The sequence below is a fragment of the Ureibacillus sp. MALMAid1270 genome, assembly GCF_049202975.1.
Classification (GTDB): Bacteria; Bacillota; Bacilli; order Bacillales_A; family Planococcaceae; genus Ureibacillus.
In genome coordinates, this window is sequence record NZ_JBMIRP010000088.1 from 1 (window position 1) to 15,812 (window position 15,812).

At 34.4% G+C, this 15,812-nt stretch carries 13 protein-coding genes; all 13 read left to right on the plus strand.

Annotation, left to right across the window (positions count from 1 at the left end; translation table 11 throughout):
• The first annotated feature begins 447 nt into the window (after nt 1–447).
• Complete coding sequence (gene rocF / locus ACOQFO_RS11540; RefSeq protein ID WP_421689824.1) at nt 448–1,350, plus strand: arginase; 903 nt, start codon at nt 448–450, stop codon at nt 1,348–1,350.
• A gap of 219 nt (nt 1,351–1,569) precedes the next feature.
• Nucleotides 1,570–2,133: an RNA polymerase sigma factor SigW gene (sigW, locus tag ACOQFO_RS11545; protein WP_421689813.1), complete on the plus strand. Its 564-nt coding sequence runs from the start codon at nt 1,570–1,572 to the stop codon at nt 2,131–2,133.
• Nucleotides 2,134–2,145: 12 nt separating this feature from the next.
• Nucleotides 2,146–2,754, plus strand: coding sequence for a zf-HC2 domain-containing protein (locus tag ACOQFO_RS11550; protein WP_421689814.1), 609 nt, complete (start codon nt 2,146–2,148; stop codon nt 2,752–2,754).
• Between the two features lie 366 nt (nt 2,755–3,120).
• Nucleotides 3,121–3,957, plus strand: a complete 837-nt coding sequence (cdaA, locus tag ACOQFO_RS11555; protein ID WP_421689815.1) for a diadenylate cyclase CdaA — start codon at nt 3,121–3,123, stop codon at nt 3,955–3,957.
• Complete coding sequence (locus ACOQFO_RS11560; protein WP_421689816.1) at nt 3,950–4,984, plus strand: YbbR-like domain-containing protein; 1,035 nt, start codon at nt 3,950–3,952, stop codon at nt 4,982–4,984. The genes cdaA and ACOQFO_RS11560 overlap by 8 nt, the downstream gene beginning before the upstream one ends.
• 100 nt (nt 4,985–5,084) lie before the next feature.
• The gene (gene glmM / locus ACOQFO_RS11565) at nt 5,085–6,437 is read left to right on the plus strand and encodes a phosphoglucosamine mutase (RefSeq protein WP_421689817.1); all 1,353 of its coding nucleotides are present in this window, start codon (nt 5,085–5,087) and stop codon (nt 6,435–6,437) included.
• 115 nt (nt 6,438–6,552) lie between these two features.
• A complete protein-coding gene (locus tag ACOQFO_RS11570; RefSeq protein ID WP_421689818.1) occupies nt 6,553–7,077 on the plus strand; it encodes a type 1 glutamine amidotransferase domain-containing protein in 525 nt (174 codons plus the stop codon).
• Nucleotides 7,078–7,702: 625 nt separating this feature from the next.
• Nucleotides 7,703–9,505, plus strand: coding sequence for a glutamine--fructose-6-phosphate transaminase (isomerizing) (gene glmS / locus ACOQFO_RS11575; RefSeq protein ID WP_421689819.1), 1,803 nt, complete (start codon nt 7,703–7,705; stop codon nt 9,503–9,505).
• A gap of 182 nt (nt 9,506–9,687) precedes the next feature.
• Nucleotides 9,688–10,530: a hypothetical protein gene (locus ACOQFO_RS11580; RefSeq protein WP_421689820.1), complete on the plus strand. Its 843-nt coding sequence runs from the start codon at nt 9,688–9,690 to the stop codon at nt 10,528–10,530.
• A gap of 22 nt (nt 10,531–10,552) precedes the next feature.
• Nucleotides 10,553–11,392: a TnsA endonuclease N-terminal domain-containing protein gene (locus ACOQFO_RS11585; RefSeq protein ID WP_421689821.1), complete on the plus strand. Its 840-nt coding sequence runs from the start codon at nt 10,553–10,555 to the stop codon at nt 11,390–11,392.
• Nucleotides 11,389–13,548, plus strand: a complete 2,160-nt coding sequence (locus tag ACOQFO_RS11590) for a Mu transposase C-terminal domain-containing protein (protein WP_421689822.1) — start codon at nt 11,389–11,391, stop codon at nt 13,546–13,548. The genes ACOQFO_RS11585 and ACOQFO_RS11590 overlap by 4 nt, the downstream gene beginning before the upstream one ends.
• Nucleotides 13,523–15,211: an ATP-binding protein gene (locus ACOQFO_RS11595; protein ID WP_421689823.1), complete on the plus strand. Its 1,689-nt coding sequence runs from the start codon at nt 13,523–13,525 to the stop codon at nt 15,209–15,211. Before ACOQFO_RS11590 ends, ACOQFO_RS11595 begins: the two co-directional genes overlap by 26 nt.
• A 436-nt stretch (nt 15,212–15,647) precedes the next feature.
• A partial coding sequence (locus ACOQFO_RS11600) for a transposase (RefSeq protein ID WP_421688638.1) occupies nt 15,648–15,812 on the plus strand: 165 nt, incomplete at its 3' end.

Genomic DNA, 15,812 nt, shown 5'->3' on the forward strand with positions numbered 1-15,812 from the left:
GCTCATTAAGTGGGGAATAAAAGACCTAAATAACCTATATGAGCATAGGTACTTAAGTTATTGAACCGCCGTGTACGGAACCGTATGCACGGTGGTGTGAGAGGTCGACTAGCCAATTAATGGCTAGTCTCCTACTCGATTATGTTAGGAAAAGAATATTTGTAAGTACCTGAGTAATAAAGGAGCAGGTTTATTGGAGTAACTTATTAATACACACATTCCTCACCAAAAGCATTGGAAGATGAAGAGCATACTTCTCATAAAGTCAAAATTACTATCATTAAATTGAATATCTTTTCAATAACCAATTGCCCCCCCAAAAATTCCAGGACAATCATTAGATAATAACTCACATTCAATTCTAAATTGTATAAAAATACACAAAAATGTTAAGTTGAGCCACTTTTCATTTACTACTACAATGTTGAGTAGGGGGGGATAGAAATGATTAACAAAAACATATCAATCATTGGGGTACCATCAGATTATGGTCAAAGAAGACGTGGGGTCGATATGGGGCCAAGTGCGATGCGATATGCTGGGGTAATAGAACGTCTTGAAGCATTGGGGTATGATGTTCGAGACGAAGGAGATATTCAAGTAAAAAAGGATAATCTAGTAATAGAACAAAACAATAAACTGTTAAATTTAAATGATATTGTCAAAATAAGTACAGAGTTAGGTAAATATGTAGAGCATGTCGTATCGGCAGATAGATTTCCACTCATATTAGGAGGAGATCACAGTATTGCAATCGGTACTTTATCGGGACTTACGAAACAATATAAAAACTTAGGGGTTATTTGGTACGATGCACATGCTGATTTAAATACGCCTGAAACTACTCCTTCAGGAAATATACATGGTATGCCTTTAGCTATTAGCCTTGGTTTAGGTGATGACCGTCTGACACAAATACGTGGTTTTGCACCAAAAATTAAACCAGAAAATATCATTATTATAGGCGCTCGATCAGTAGATCCTGGCGAAAAAGAGCTTATTAGAAAATTGGGGATAAAAGTATATTCGATGCATGAAATTGATCGTTTAGGTATGACAAGAGTAATGGAAGAATCGATTGCTTATTTAAAAGCAAGACAGGTAGATGGTGTGCATTTATCGCTTGATCTCGATGCATTAGATCCATTATATACTCCAGGGGTTGGAACACCTGTACCAGGAGGAATAACTTATAGAGAAAGCCATTTAGCTATGGAAATGCTTGATGAGGCTAAAATTATTACATCGGCCGAATTTGTTGAAGTAAATCCTATACTGGATGAGAAAAATAAAACTGCAGATACTGCAGTTGCATTAATGGGTTCTTTATTCGGTGAGAAATTAGTATAATTAACATCATATAATTTTGATCCTTATAGAATGAATATAATAAATGGAGAAATACTATTAGATTCAAAACATTTCCATATAACTAGAAATATTGACAATAAATACTAAATTGTACCTAATTAGGAAAATAAAAATTCTGATATAATTTAATAAAACGAAACTTTTTTAAATCTAAAACGTAAGTAATATTGAACCGAAAAAGGTGGAGAGGAAACCAAGATGGATGCGCTAGTGAACAAAAGAATAAAGCAAGTGCTTAAAGGTGATCAAAACGCATTTTCTGATATTGTGAGCCTCTACCAGCATAAATTATATCAAATATGTTATCGAATGCTTGGTAACAATCATGAAGCAGAAGACATAGCGCAAGAAGCTTTTGTTCGAGCGTATATTAATCTTCATTCTTACGATCAAAAAAGGAAATTCTCAACATGGTTGTACAGAATTGCAACAAACTTGTGTATTGATAGGATTCGAAAGAAAAAGCCCGATTATTATTTAGATGCTGAGATTGCTGGTACGGAAGGTTTAGATATGTATTCACAAATATCTTCTGATGAACAGTTGCCAGATGATGCAGTGGAGCAGATGGAGCTACAAGGTCGAATTCAATATGAGATAAGCAGGTTACCAGATAAGTATCGCTCAGTCATAGTACTAAAATATATTGAAGAACTTTCTCTTCAAGAAATCAGTGAAATATTGGATATGCCATTAGGGACAGTCAAAACTAGGATACACAGAGGGCGTGAAGCTTTAAGGAAGCAGTTAAACAATCTGTAGGAGGTTATATGCATGAGTACGTGTCCACAAAATATTGTTGACTATATGCACGAGTACTTAGACGGTGACATCAGCCTTGAACATGAACAACAACTCAAAAAACATTTACAAAACTGCTCAAAATGTCAACAGCACATGCACGAATTGAGTGACACGGTTGCTTTTGTAAAAAGTGCAGCACATATTACAGCACCTCCTCATTTTGAAAATGAGGTCATGAAACGACTACCTAAAGGTAAAAATCGAATAGGTATTCAAAATTGGTTTAGACGTCATCCGATTTTAGTTGCTGCTTGTGTGTTTTTATTATTTATGAGTGCCTCCTTAGTTGGAAGTTACTCAAATAATGAGTTCTCTGTCACAAAACAACCAAACTTAATAATTGAAGGGCAAACAGTTATTGTACCTAAGGGCGAAGTTGTTAAAGGTGATATTGTCGTAAAAAATGGAGACATTATTATTGAAGGTGAAGTAGAAGGTAATGTAACTGTCATTAATGGAGAATACATGGCCTCTTCAGCTGTGGTTACTGGAGAAATCGAAGAAATTGACGAAGTATTCGAATGGCTATGGTTTGAAATTAAAACACTAGGAAATAATATAGTCGGCGTTTTCAAATAAACTAATATATTCTTTCAGTTCTTCCTAAAATATAAAAGTTGAAGTCTACTCATACGAGTGGACTTTTTTCATGACGCGTGAAAAGTATAGTTACTAAAACATTCCGTAAAATAATAGGAATCATGGAATTTAGCACGCCCAACTTTATTTCTTTAGATAATGAATAAGAAAAATACATTAAGGGACAAACATGCCAAGTCTATATAATTATTGCAATTTTTGACTTTCTTATAGAAGCGAACTAAAGATAAGTTATGATATACTGATTTTAACAATTAATGATTTTTAATCCCTGCGATCTGATTCAAAAAGAAAAAATAGGTATTCGATTAAAGGGTATTAGCTAGAAAAAGTGGGGGATGCCACATGCAGATTATTCAAGAATTTACAGATTATACACCTGTGAATGTGATCATTAGCTTTTTAGACGTCCTACTTGTTTGGTACGTTGTATATAAATTATTAACCCTCATAAAAGGAACAAAAGCTGTTCAATTACTAAAAGGTCTATTTGTTATTATCTTTTCAAGAATTGCAACAGAAATATTAGGTCTTGATACACTTGGTTGGATGCTACAACAAGTAATTGATTTCGGGTTTATTGCAATTATTATTATCTTTACACCTGAAATTAGAAGAGCATTGGAACAACTAGGGAGAGGGAAAATCTTTCAACGCTCTACCGGCCAAATAGGAGACGAGCAAACAAGGCTTATAGAAGCCATGAAAAAAGCGGTAAGCTATATGGCAAAACGTCGTATTGGTGCTTTAATCTCAATTGAAAATGAAACCGGTTTAACTGAATATATTGAAACCGGTATAAAAATGAATGCTGATATTAGCTCTGAATTATTGATTAATATATTCATACCAAATACCCCATTACATGATGGTGCTGTTGTCGTTCAAAAAAGTAAAATCGCTGCCGCTGCATGTTATTTACCACTCTCTGAAAGTACGTTTATATCGAAAGAATTAGGTACACGTCACCGTGCAGCCCTTGGGTTAAGTGAAGTAACCGATGCCATTACAATTATTGTATCTGAAGAAACTGGTGCAATTAGTTTAGCTAAAAATGGTAATTTAAATCGTAACCTAACGATAGATGAATTTGAAACGCAATTAAGAAAGATGTGGTTTGGTCCAGAGCAAGATTCGGATCTATCCTCTAAGTGGACTTGGAGGGGGAAAAAGAATGGATAAATTATTTGATAGTACATGGGTATTAAGAATTACTGCATTAGTGCTTGCAATCTTAATGTTCTTTTATGTGAAATCATTACTTGGTGAAGGGATATCAACAACAAATAATAATCATGTTGATATTCTTACTGATGTCCCAGTCGAAGCTTATTACGATACAGAAAATTTAATTGTTACTGGAGTACCTGAAACAGTTGATGTAACGATTGAAGGACCAATTCATATTGTATTAAACACAAAACTAAAAAAGGACTTTAAACTCTTTGTGGACTTAAATGCATTGTTAATTGGTGAGCATAGAGTTAAAATCCAGCCCGAAGGATTTTCAGATAAGCTATCAGTAAAACTTAGCGAAGAATGGATTAATGTATCTATTGAAGAAAAGGTCACTGCAGAGCTACCTGTAGAACCTGATATGAAGCAAGGCTTAATAGACGAAGCATACTATTTAGACAGTATAAATGTTGAACCTAGCACAGTATTTGTAACAGGTGCGAAAAGTGTAATTGCAAGTATTTCTTACATTAAAGCGACAGTTACGGGTAATCCAGGTATTAACCGATCATTCGAACAAGAAGCTGAAGTGAAAGTATTAGATACGAACTTGAATAAGTTAGATGTATTAGTGGAACCAGCAAAAGTGAGAGTGAAGGTAGGGGTAGCCGAATACAGTCGAGATCTACCTATTCGAATACAGCAAGTTGGTACACCAGCTACAGAAGGTGTAACTTTAGAACGTTTAACAACTTCTACAGAATCGGTACAAGTATTTGGTCCAAAATCAATTATTGACGGATTGACTGAACTAGTCGTAGAATTTGACGTGACAGAAATTGAAAACTCTGGTCAATATGAGGTGAATCTACCAGTACCATCAGGTGCAACTAGACTTTCCTCTAGCACGATCATGGTACAAGCTAATGTTTCTAAAGTAGATGCAATAGATGATGAAACATCTAATGAAGCAAATACCGATGAAGAAACAAATGAAGACGTAACTAATGAAAACAACAATTCCAATGAATAATTAAATACCTAATTGGTGTAAGTAATAGTTTCCAATCTAGATTTGGCTATTTGAAGAAGCAACGAATGAACTGACTAGTGTTGAAGGAGAGAATAAACGAATGGGTAAATATTTCGGAACTGATGGCGTTCGTGGTGTAGCTAATAGTGAGTTAACTGCCGAATTAGCATATAAACTAGGACGTGTAGGTGGCTATGTTTTAACAAAACATGCTACTGGACGTCCAAAAGTAATTATTGGAAGAGATACTCGTATTTCAGGGCATATGTTAGAAGGTGCACTAGTAGCTGGATTACTTTCAATTGGTGTAGAAGTAATGCGCTTAGGTATTATTAGCACACCAGGTGTTGCTTATCTAACACGTGTTATGAATGCTGATGCGGGTGTTATGATTTCTGCTTCACATAATCCTGTAGCAGATAATGGGATCAAATTCTTTGGTCCAGATGGCTTTAAGCTAACTGATGCACAGGAAGCGGAAATTGAAAGTTATCTTGATTTAGAAAACGATACGTTACCACGTCCAACAGGTGGAGATTTAGGAACAGTAAGTGACTACTTTGAAGGTGGACAAAAGTACATTTCGTACTTAAAACAAACTGTTGATGAAGACTTTTTGGGGCTACATGTTGCTCTTGATTGTGCACATGGTGCGACTTCATCATTGGCGACGCATTTATTTGCAGATTTAGAAGCAGATATTTCATCTATTGGTTCTTCACCAGACGGTTTAAATATTAATGAAGGTGTCGGTTCTACTCATCCTGAAAAACTAGCAGCATTTGTTGTTGAGCGCGGTGCTCATGTAGGGTTAGCTTTTGATGGTGATGGAGACAGACTTATTGCTGTAGATGAGAATGGGAAAATTGTAGACGGCGACCAAATTATGTTCATCATTGGGAAATACTTAAATCTCAAAGGCCGCTTAAAGAAAAATACGATTGTATCTACAGTTATGAGTAATATGGGCTTCTATAAAGCACTTGAAGAAAACGGTATGACAAGTGTAAAAACGGCTGTAGGTGACCGCTATGTTGTAGAAGAAATGCGTAAGAACGATTACAACTTAGGTGGAGAACAATCAGGTCATATTATTTTCCTAGATTATAATACAACAGGTGATGGCTTACTGACTGCTATCCAATTAGTGAACATTATGAAAGAAACAGATAAGCGACTTTCAGAACTAGCTGCTGAAATGACAATTTACCCTCAAAAGTTAGTGAATGTTCGAGTGACAGATAAACATGCTGTTACACAAAATGAGAAAGTTGCAGAAGTTATTTCACAAGTTGAAAGTGAAATGGCAGGAAACGGTCGAGTTTTAGTTCGCCCTTCAGGCACAGAACCATTAGTACGAGTGATGGTAGAGGCTGCCACAGAAGCAGAATGTGAAAACTACGTTAACCGTATTGCAGAAGTTGTAAAAAGCGAAATGGGCTTAGCTGAATAATAAACGATCCAGTAGCAGAAGATATATTGCTACTGGATTTTTGTTTTTTTCGCGTTTAATTGAACTGTGTTTCGTCAATAGTATGTGTGAAATCAAATTATTAGGAGTGAATGTAATGGCGAGAATAGCAACACTTATTACAGATTTATTCGAAGATATTGAATTTACAAGCCCTAAAGAAGCGTTAGAAACACATGGGCACACAGTAGTAACAATTGATAAATTGGGAAATAAAGCAATAAGAGGTAAACAAGGAGAGGCACGCGTTGAAATAGACTTTGGGATATCAGATGTAAACCCTGAAGAATTTGATGCGTTATTTATTCCTGGAGGATTCTCACCCGACTTACTTAGAGATGATGACAGAGTTGTTGCTTTTGCAAAATCATTTATGAGTGCAATGAAACCAGTATTTGCAATTTGTCATGGGCCACAATTATTAATTACTGCAAGAGCACTTGAAGGTCGAGATATTACTGGATATAAATCTATAAGAGTGGATTTAGAAAATGCGGGTGCCAATTTCCACGACGAAGAAGTAGTCGTTTGTCAAAAACAACTTGTAACAAGCAGAACACCACAGGATTTACATGCATTTAATAGAGAAATCGTAAATTTATTAGAAGAAAAAGATTTGTAATAGGACTTAGGTAATTGTAAAAATAAAACAACAAAAATAATGATTTTGTAAACATCAGCAATCAATATTCGAATTTACTGTTACAATAACTTCCACTAGACGTCCGATTCTAGTGGAAGTTTTATTAAATGTATTATTTTTTGTAATAGTTCTAAGTACACACGATATTGACGAATAGTTGCATATTCTGTATTATGAGGAATGTGTTTAAAAAAGTATTTGGTAGAATTTCTCATTAGTACTTTTTAAATCACAAGCGCGAATAGGAGGGTAGTGAAGCGCTCTAAAAAAGAAATGGAAAACAATTATAGCGCCTGAGCTAAGGAAATCGGACGGTCTTTTATCCTTAGTTGACGAGGTGGAGGTTTATCGAAAATTCGGCGGATGCCTCCCGATCGATGCCCGGTCGAAATTTTGTTTTAAAACATAAAAGTGATTTTATGCACAAAGAAACGAAAAGGCAAATAAAAATAATGAATCAATGCATGATCAACCTACAAGGCTTCCAAAGGGGAATTAACCAGAATTCCTAAAGAAAAGCATTTTGTAGATTCCTTTTGCATTGTCTTTTATCAAACAAGTCACTAGGATATGTTGATATGCATTCATGAAAGGGACAACTAAAATGTGTGGAATCGTTGGATATAATGGCGTATTAGATGCCAAAGAAATTTTATTAAAAGGGTTAGAAAAATTAGAATATCGTGGGTATGACTCAGCGGGTATTGCAGTTCGAAATGAAGACGGTGTAACAATCTTTAAAGAAAAAGGTCGTATTGCAGATTTACGTACAGCTGTAAATGATGAAGTTGATGCAACAATTGGAATTGGTCATACACGTTGGGCAACACATGGTGTACCAAACAAGTTAAATGCACACCCTCACCAAAGTGCAACGGGTCGTTTTACACTTGTGCACAACGGGGTAATCGAGAACTATCATTTACTTCAAAGAGCTTATTTAAAAGGCATTCAAATGAAATCTGATACAGATACAGAAGTAATCGTTCAGTTAATTGATTTATTTGCAAAAGAAGGACTATCGACTGTTGATGCCTTCCGTAAAACATTATCTTTAGTTCATGGGTCTTATGCACTTGCATTATTAGATCAAGAAGATGAAGACACAATTTACGTAGCAAAAAACAAATCACCTTTACTAGTAGGTGTTGGTGATGGCTTCAACGTTGTTGCTTCAGATGCAATGGCAATGTTACAAGTAACGGATCAATTTATTGAACTACACGATAAAGAAATCGTTCTTGTTCATAAAGATAAAGTTGAAATTACAACTTTAGATGGTCGTGTCATTGACCGTAAACCGTTTAAAGCTGAGCTTGATGCGAGTGATATTGAAAAGGGTACTTACCCTCACTACATGTTAAAAGAAATCGATGAGCAACCAGGTGTAGTACGTAAAATCATTCAAGAATATAGCAATGCAGCTGAAGAATTAACAATTGACGAAAATATATTAACTGCATTAAAAGAAGCAGATCGTTTATATATTATTGCAGCAGGAACAAGTTATCATGCTGGTTTAATCGGAAAACAATACTTTGAAAAAATTGCAGGTATTCCGGTAGAAGTTCATATTTCTAGTGAATTTGGCTATAACATGCCGTTACTTTCTGAAAAACCTTTATTTATCTTCATTACACAATCAGGAGAAACAGCTGATAGCAGACAAGTGCTTGTGAAGGTAAAAGAAAAAGGCTATCCTGCATTAACGATCACAAACGTTCCTGGTTCAACACTTTCTCGTGAAGCAGATTATACGTTACTTTTACATGCAGGTCCGGAAATCGCAGTTGCTTCAACGAAAGCTTACGTTGCTCAAGTGGCAGTATTAGCGGTAGCTGCATATGTTACAGCAAAATCTGCTGGTAAAGATATTGATTTCGATCTAAAACAAGAGTTAGCGATTGCTGCAAATGCAATTCAAACAATGGTTGATTCAAAAGATGAATTAGAGCAAATCGCAGAAGATTACTTAAAAGTAGCTCGTAATGCATTTTTCATTGGTCGTAACCTAGACTTCTATGTAAGTTTAGAAGGTGCATTAAAATTAAAAGAGATTTCATATATCCAAGCTGAAGGTTTTGCAGGTGGAGAATTGAAACATGGTACGATTGCATTAATCGAAGAAGGAACACCAGTATTCGCATTAGTATCACAAGAGCAAGTGGCTTTAAACATTCGTGGGAATGTAAAAGAAGTTGTTGCGCGTGGAGCTAACGCATGTATCGTATCAATGGAAGGATTAAATGAAGAAGGAGATCGACTTGTACTTCCAAAAGTACATTCTCTTCTAACACCTCTTGTATCAGTCATTCCATTACAATTAATTAGCTACTATGCTGCTTTACACCGTCGTGCAGACGTAGATAAACCACGTAATTTAGCAAAATCAGTTACAGTTGAATAATCGATATTATAAAACGCGGCAGATGTGTTGCTTTGTAAAAAAGATTGATCATTTAAAACAAAGTTTGATTATTTAAAATAAAGATTGATCATTTATAATAAAGTTTGATTAAAAGTAACCTCTTCGGATATGATGTCCGTAAGAGGTTATTTTTTTATTATTTAGAAAAAGGTGGAAAGAGAATGTTACCAAAATATAATCCCAACAATCCTAGTCTTTTAGAATCGATAGTTTGCTTTACTGATATTTTAGGTTTTTCTAATTTAATTAAAAACTCACCTAATCGGCAGTCTGGAAATCACTTACTCAAAGGTCTTCATGAAATTCTTACAAAACAATATGCGCTAATGAGAGTTATGAATCCACATGGTCATTTTAAAACATTTACTGACAATGTCATATTAGCATATCCAAGATTTGAAGATGGTGAAGGACAATCAGGGAGTTTGTTTATGTCGTTTATTGATTATCAATTAGAGATGACATTGAATGGTTATTTCTTACGTGGAGGTATTGCTTTGGGAGATTATTATGGTGATGATGATTTTGCTTATGGACCAGCATTAATAGAAGCACACGATTTAGAATGCAAAAAAGCAAGTTATCCTAGAATTATTTTGAGTGATAATATGGTTAAAATGGTGTGTGAACATTTAGATTATTACGCGCCGTTAACATTTGCTCCGCAGTTCTCGCACTTATTAAAAGATGCAGATGGAAGTTGCTTCGTTAACTATTTATATGGATTGGATGAAATCTTTAATTGTGGCGATAGAAGTGACGAGGATTTTGATTTATATGTAGAACAATTAAAAAAACATAAAGGTATTGTCGAAGCAAAATTACAAGAATTCGGTAATGATCCAAAGCTTTATGCTAAATATGAATGGGTAGCACAATATCACAACTATTACTGTGAACAATACTTTAAACCAACTGGTATTCAACAATTAGGGCTAAAAATAAAAGGCATATTGCCACGTAATTTTTCGAGAATTGTAATAAATGATTTAGTTAATCTTTAGAAAACCAGTAAGGAGGTTTAAAATGTCCAAACGCAAACGTTCAACATCTACGGATAAGAAGCTGAAAGACGGCCGTGGACAAGGAATAGGAGTTGATTATAAGCCTTGGGTGACGATTCAAGATGTACCTTCGTTAGGTCGTGTAACAAGATTAAAAGGCATTAAAATTCCTCGGCAATTTGAGTTTCTTTCAGATTTGGAACGAAACTACTTTTATTTGTTGGAATATTCCGATTTGGTAATGGATATACGAGAGCAATATCCACTGCTACCTGTTGAAGAAACAGTTATCATTGCGGATGAGTTAGGTATCAAGCATCCAACTAACCCGAAGACTGGAGAGCCAGTTGAAATGACGACAGATTTTTTAATAACTGTTAATAAAAATCATCAACATCAGCATTTAGCACGTACGTTAAAATACAAAGACGATTTATTGGACGAACGCGTTTTAGAGAAATTTGAGATTGAACGTGTCTATTGGGAACGACAAGATGTTGACTGGGGTATTGTGACTGAGCAAGAGATACCAAAAGACATGGCGCATAATATTGCATTTGTACATGGATATTCGGACCTTTCTGTAATTGAAGGATTTGAAGAAGTCACAGCATACGAGTTAGACGATATGAGCATATATTTTATAAAAAAGTTATTAGCAGAAAATCAAACGGTGAAAAAGATTGCTAAAGAATTTGAAAGAGATTTTGGCATGGTTGTTGGTTGTGGGCTTTCGCAATTTAAGCATCTAGTTATTACAAAAGCGATAGAGCTAGATTTATTAGAGAAGCTGGATGTAAATCAAATTCAACAAATTAAAGCGGTAAGAAAAGATTTTTCTGAGAAGGTGAGAGCAATATGATTTTTTATAACCAGGTTTATCAATATACAGATAAAGAAGAAAAAAATCGTATCCGAATCATTGATATTGACAACCCAAATGTTTATTTTGTTGAACTATATGGTGATACATCTATGCCTAAAAAGGTAGAGTTTTTTGACTTGGAAGGAGAAGTTCAAAGTGGCTTACTAATTCCGATTCCAGATCCATTTGCGAAGAGTTATGAGGATAAAGATTTAACTGAGAAGCAAATTCAAAAACGTGATGAAGATTGGAAGATTGTTTCAACTGGTTGGGATTTGTACAAGGAATCATTGCTTAATAAAAAAAAACGAGATGCAGCTTTTGAAGAAATTGCACATCAACATGATATTGCCAAAATAAAAATAAAACGTATTTTTACACGGTTTTGGATAAGAGGTTTAAATAAAAATGCATTATTGCCCGATTATATGTATTCAGGTGGTAAAGGGAAAGAAAGACAATTATCTGCTGATGCCAAAGTGGGACGGCCAAGAAAATATACATCAGCAAAGCAAGGGATTAATATTACGGATGATGTAAAGAAACAGTTTGAATATGTAGTGAAGAAATACTATCGCAAAAAGGAACAGCTATCCCTAACCGACACATATGAATATTTGCTACGTGAGTTTTATTCAGACAAATATTACGAAGATGATATGCTTAAGTATAAGGTTTGGGATGATTCTAGAATACCGACCTACCACCAATTTTACTATTGGTTTAAGAAATTAGAAGATCCAAAATTAGATTTTCAGTTACGTCATAGTCAAAAGGAATTTGAACTAAAACAACGACCAATACTAAGTAATTCAACTTTAGAAACAGATGGACCAGGGACACGTTTTCAAGTTGATGCAACAATTGCAGATGTTTATTTAGTAAGTTCATTTGATCGAAATTTGATTATAGGACGACCTATTGTATATGGAGTTATTGATGTTTATTCACGTTTAATAACAGGGATTTATGTAGGTTTAGAAGGACCATCATGGCTAGGTGCAATGATGGCTTTAGATAACATGGTTATGGATAAAGTAGAGTTTTGTAATCAGTTTAATATCTCGATTGATGAATCCCAATGGCCATCCCACCATTTACCAGAAATAATAATAGCAGATCGAGGAGAGTTTGAAGGTTATTCTGTTGAAAACCTTATCAATAATTTAAATATCAAAATTGAAAATACATCTCCTTATCGTGGTGATTTAAAGGGAATTATTGAACGTCAATTTCGCACTATTAACGGAAAAATAAAACGGAAAGCGCCTGGTGCTATCCAAAAAGAATACCGTGAACGTGGAGATAGAGACTATCGTTTAGATGCAAGTTTAAATCTTGAAGAGTTTACTAAAATTTTAATTCATCTTGTATTACATCATAATCAAAAAATAATAGATAAGTATCCATTAGAAAAAGAAATGATAGTTGAAGGATTAACAGCTACACCAATCAATTTGTGGAACTGGGGCATTGAAAATAAAAAAGGTAGACTTCAGACAATCAGTAATCAAAATATTTTTAGATTGAACTTATTGCATAAGGGAAAAGCAAGGATTACAAGAGCTGGCATTAAATTTAAAGGTGTATCTTATGGCTCTGAAAAAGCCATAAATGAGCAATGGTATTTAAAAATGAGAAGTCAGAGTGTTGAGGTAGTATTCGATCCTCGTGAAATGAGTCAAATTTATATTCCCCATACAGACGGTAAAGGTTTCGATACTTGCTACTTATTAGATACAAGCTCCCAGTACAAAGGTAATACTCTTGAAGAGATTGAATTTTATCAAGAACTAATTCAAGAAGCTAAACAGCAAGAAGCTAATAAGCAAAAAGAAACCACTCTTAATGTAGATGCAGCAATAGAATCTATTATTAATCAAGCAAAGAAAGAAAAAAATCAAACGACTCCCTCAAATGTTAGCAAAGCTGAGAAAGTGAAAAACATCAGGACGAATAGACAAGCCGAAAAAATAATAAATCGAGAAGAAGAGAAATTCGATTTAATAGAAAAGCCTATAAGGGGTACTGGCCAGGTAGTTGAGTTTACTAAAAAGAATTCAGATACCGTAGAAACTCCAAAAAAATCAACCTCACGTTTAATGGATAAATTACGAAAGAAACGAGATGAGGAACTTGGAAAAGATAAATAATCTAGTGTTAAAAGGCGATTTTGAGGAGGCAAATTATAAGGAACAAGCTTTGTATGAATATAGTAATAATCCATTTACTGAAGCACTACCACCAATTTTTAGTGAAGATGAAGTACTAGATCGTTTTAAGGTCACACCACGTATTACCGAACAAGATAAACAAAGCGAGACAAATATCCGTTATCATGTACTGAAACGAATTAAGAATTTCATTCAACCATTACCTATTCATTTTGAAGTAGAACGCCGATTATCAACTTTAATTCGTAGAGGATACTTAGCACGGAATCCTTTAGATAAATCCTTTTTAGAGCGCATTCGGGTGTTGCACCAGTTGCGTGAAGATGAACAAGAAGCACATAAATATATTGATGAAAGATTGAATTATATTCGTTCAACTGCGGATAGTTTATCTATTATTGGGATATCAGGTATTGGTAAAACAACTGCTATTGAACGTTTGTTGTTAATGTACCCACAAGTGATTAAGCATGAATTATATAAAGGGCAGCCTTTTAATCGTACACAGATTGTCTGGCTTAAAATAGATTGTCCTTATGACGGTAGTTTATCGACGTTATGTAAAAGTTTCTTTAAAGCAATTGATGATTTATTAGGTACTCGATACTTAGAGAAATTTGGTTATTTAAATCGTGTTACCTCGACAATGTTGTTACATATGACATCGTTAGCGAGTATGTACGGGATTGGTGTTCTAGTCATTGATGAAATTCAACATTTACTAAATTCAAAAAATGACCAAGAAGAAATGCTAAATTTCTTTGTAACATTATCAAACACAGTGGGTATTCCAACAGTATTAATTGGCACCTCTAAAGCACAACAGCTATTTAGAGGAAACTTCCGTCAAGCTCGTCGTGCAGCAAGTGATGGTTCTATTATTTGGGATCGTATGGCTGAAGATAGTGAAGAGTGGGAATTCTTCTTGGAAACCCTTTGGGAGTTTCAGTGCTTAAAAACACATTCTGAGCTAACAGTAGACGTTAAAAAGACATTCTATGAGGAATGTCAGGGAATAACTTCAGTTGCAGTGAACTTGTTTATCTTAGCACAAGAAAGAACTTTGTTTGATGAAGCGAATGAAGAAGAAAAACTTACGGCACGAGTAATTAAGAAAACAGCAAGTGAAGATATGAAAATCATTCAACCGATGCTTAATGCACTTCGTAAAAACGATCTAAAGGCTATGTATAAGTATGAAGATATAATGATTAATCTGGATGAGTTGATGGTTAATCACAAAAAGAATACTGAATATGAAGGTCGTATCAAAGAGGCAATGAAAGAGCGAAAAAGTACCCTACAATATAAACGTCAGGATACAATTGAAAATTTAAGTGTCGATGTAACTTCTATTGGTATTTTTGATGCTCTTTCATCTCAAGAAATTCATAAGAGAGTAGAAAAAATAGTTGAAGAATCTGTAATTGATACAGATTACAATTTACTAAAGAGTCAAGCAATTAAAGAGCTAATGGAGCTAAACCAAAAAGCGAAGGAACGAAAAGAGAAACCAGTTCCATCCACAAAAATACTACCATTGTTAGAAATTAGAAGTCGTGCGTTAAAGCAGAAAAAGCATTCATATGAGTTGTTATTAAGTGAAGGGTATATAAAAAATACTTTGCAAGAGTTTTTTTAGTAGAGTGCATTAAATAAAGGGGATATTCTAAGACTAAAATGAGAAGCAGGATTAGTTGCTTCTCACTTTGGTTTGTTGGTGTATGGCTAACTACAAGTAATAATTTAAAGGCATTTAATCACTTTACTATGTATACCCTTTGGTACCCATAACTGAATTATTATAAAAAATCCTTATTTACTTCCTAGTTTTTCTTTTAATGATTTCTTCATATCTTTTAACATGTCCTTCATTTTCTTGTTAAATTTTTTTCTATGGGGGTTTAAAGCAGTATCTTCATCAATCTTTTTTAATAACTCTACAATTAATTTATCTTGATACAATAAAGATTCGATAACTAAATCATAGCATTTTGATGTTAGTCTAAATTATGGACACAGTAAATTGGGAGTTTATAAAGTATAATAATCTCAATAATTTACTAGGAGTGTCTAGGATGACAAATCGAAAAAGTTACGATAAAGAATTTAAATTAGAGGCAGTACAGTTAGTTGAAAGTGGGAAAAGAGTTGCGGAGGTTGCACGTGAGCTAGACCTTGCAGAACAAACGTTACACAATTGGGTAAGGAAATTTGGTAAAGATGGAGAAGCTGCTTTTGTT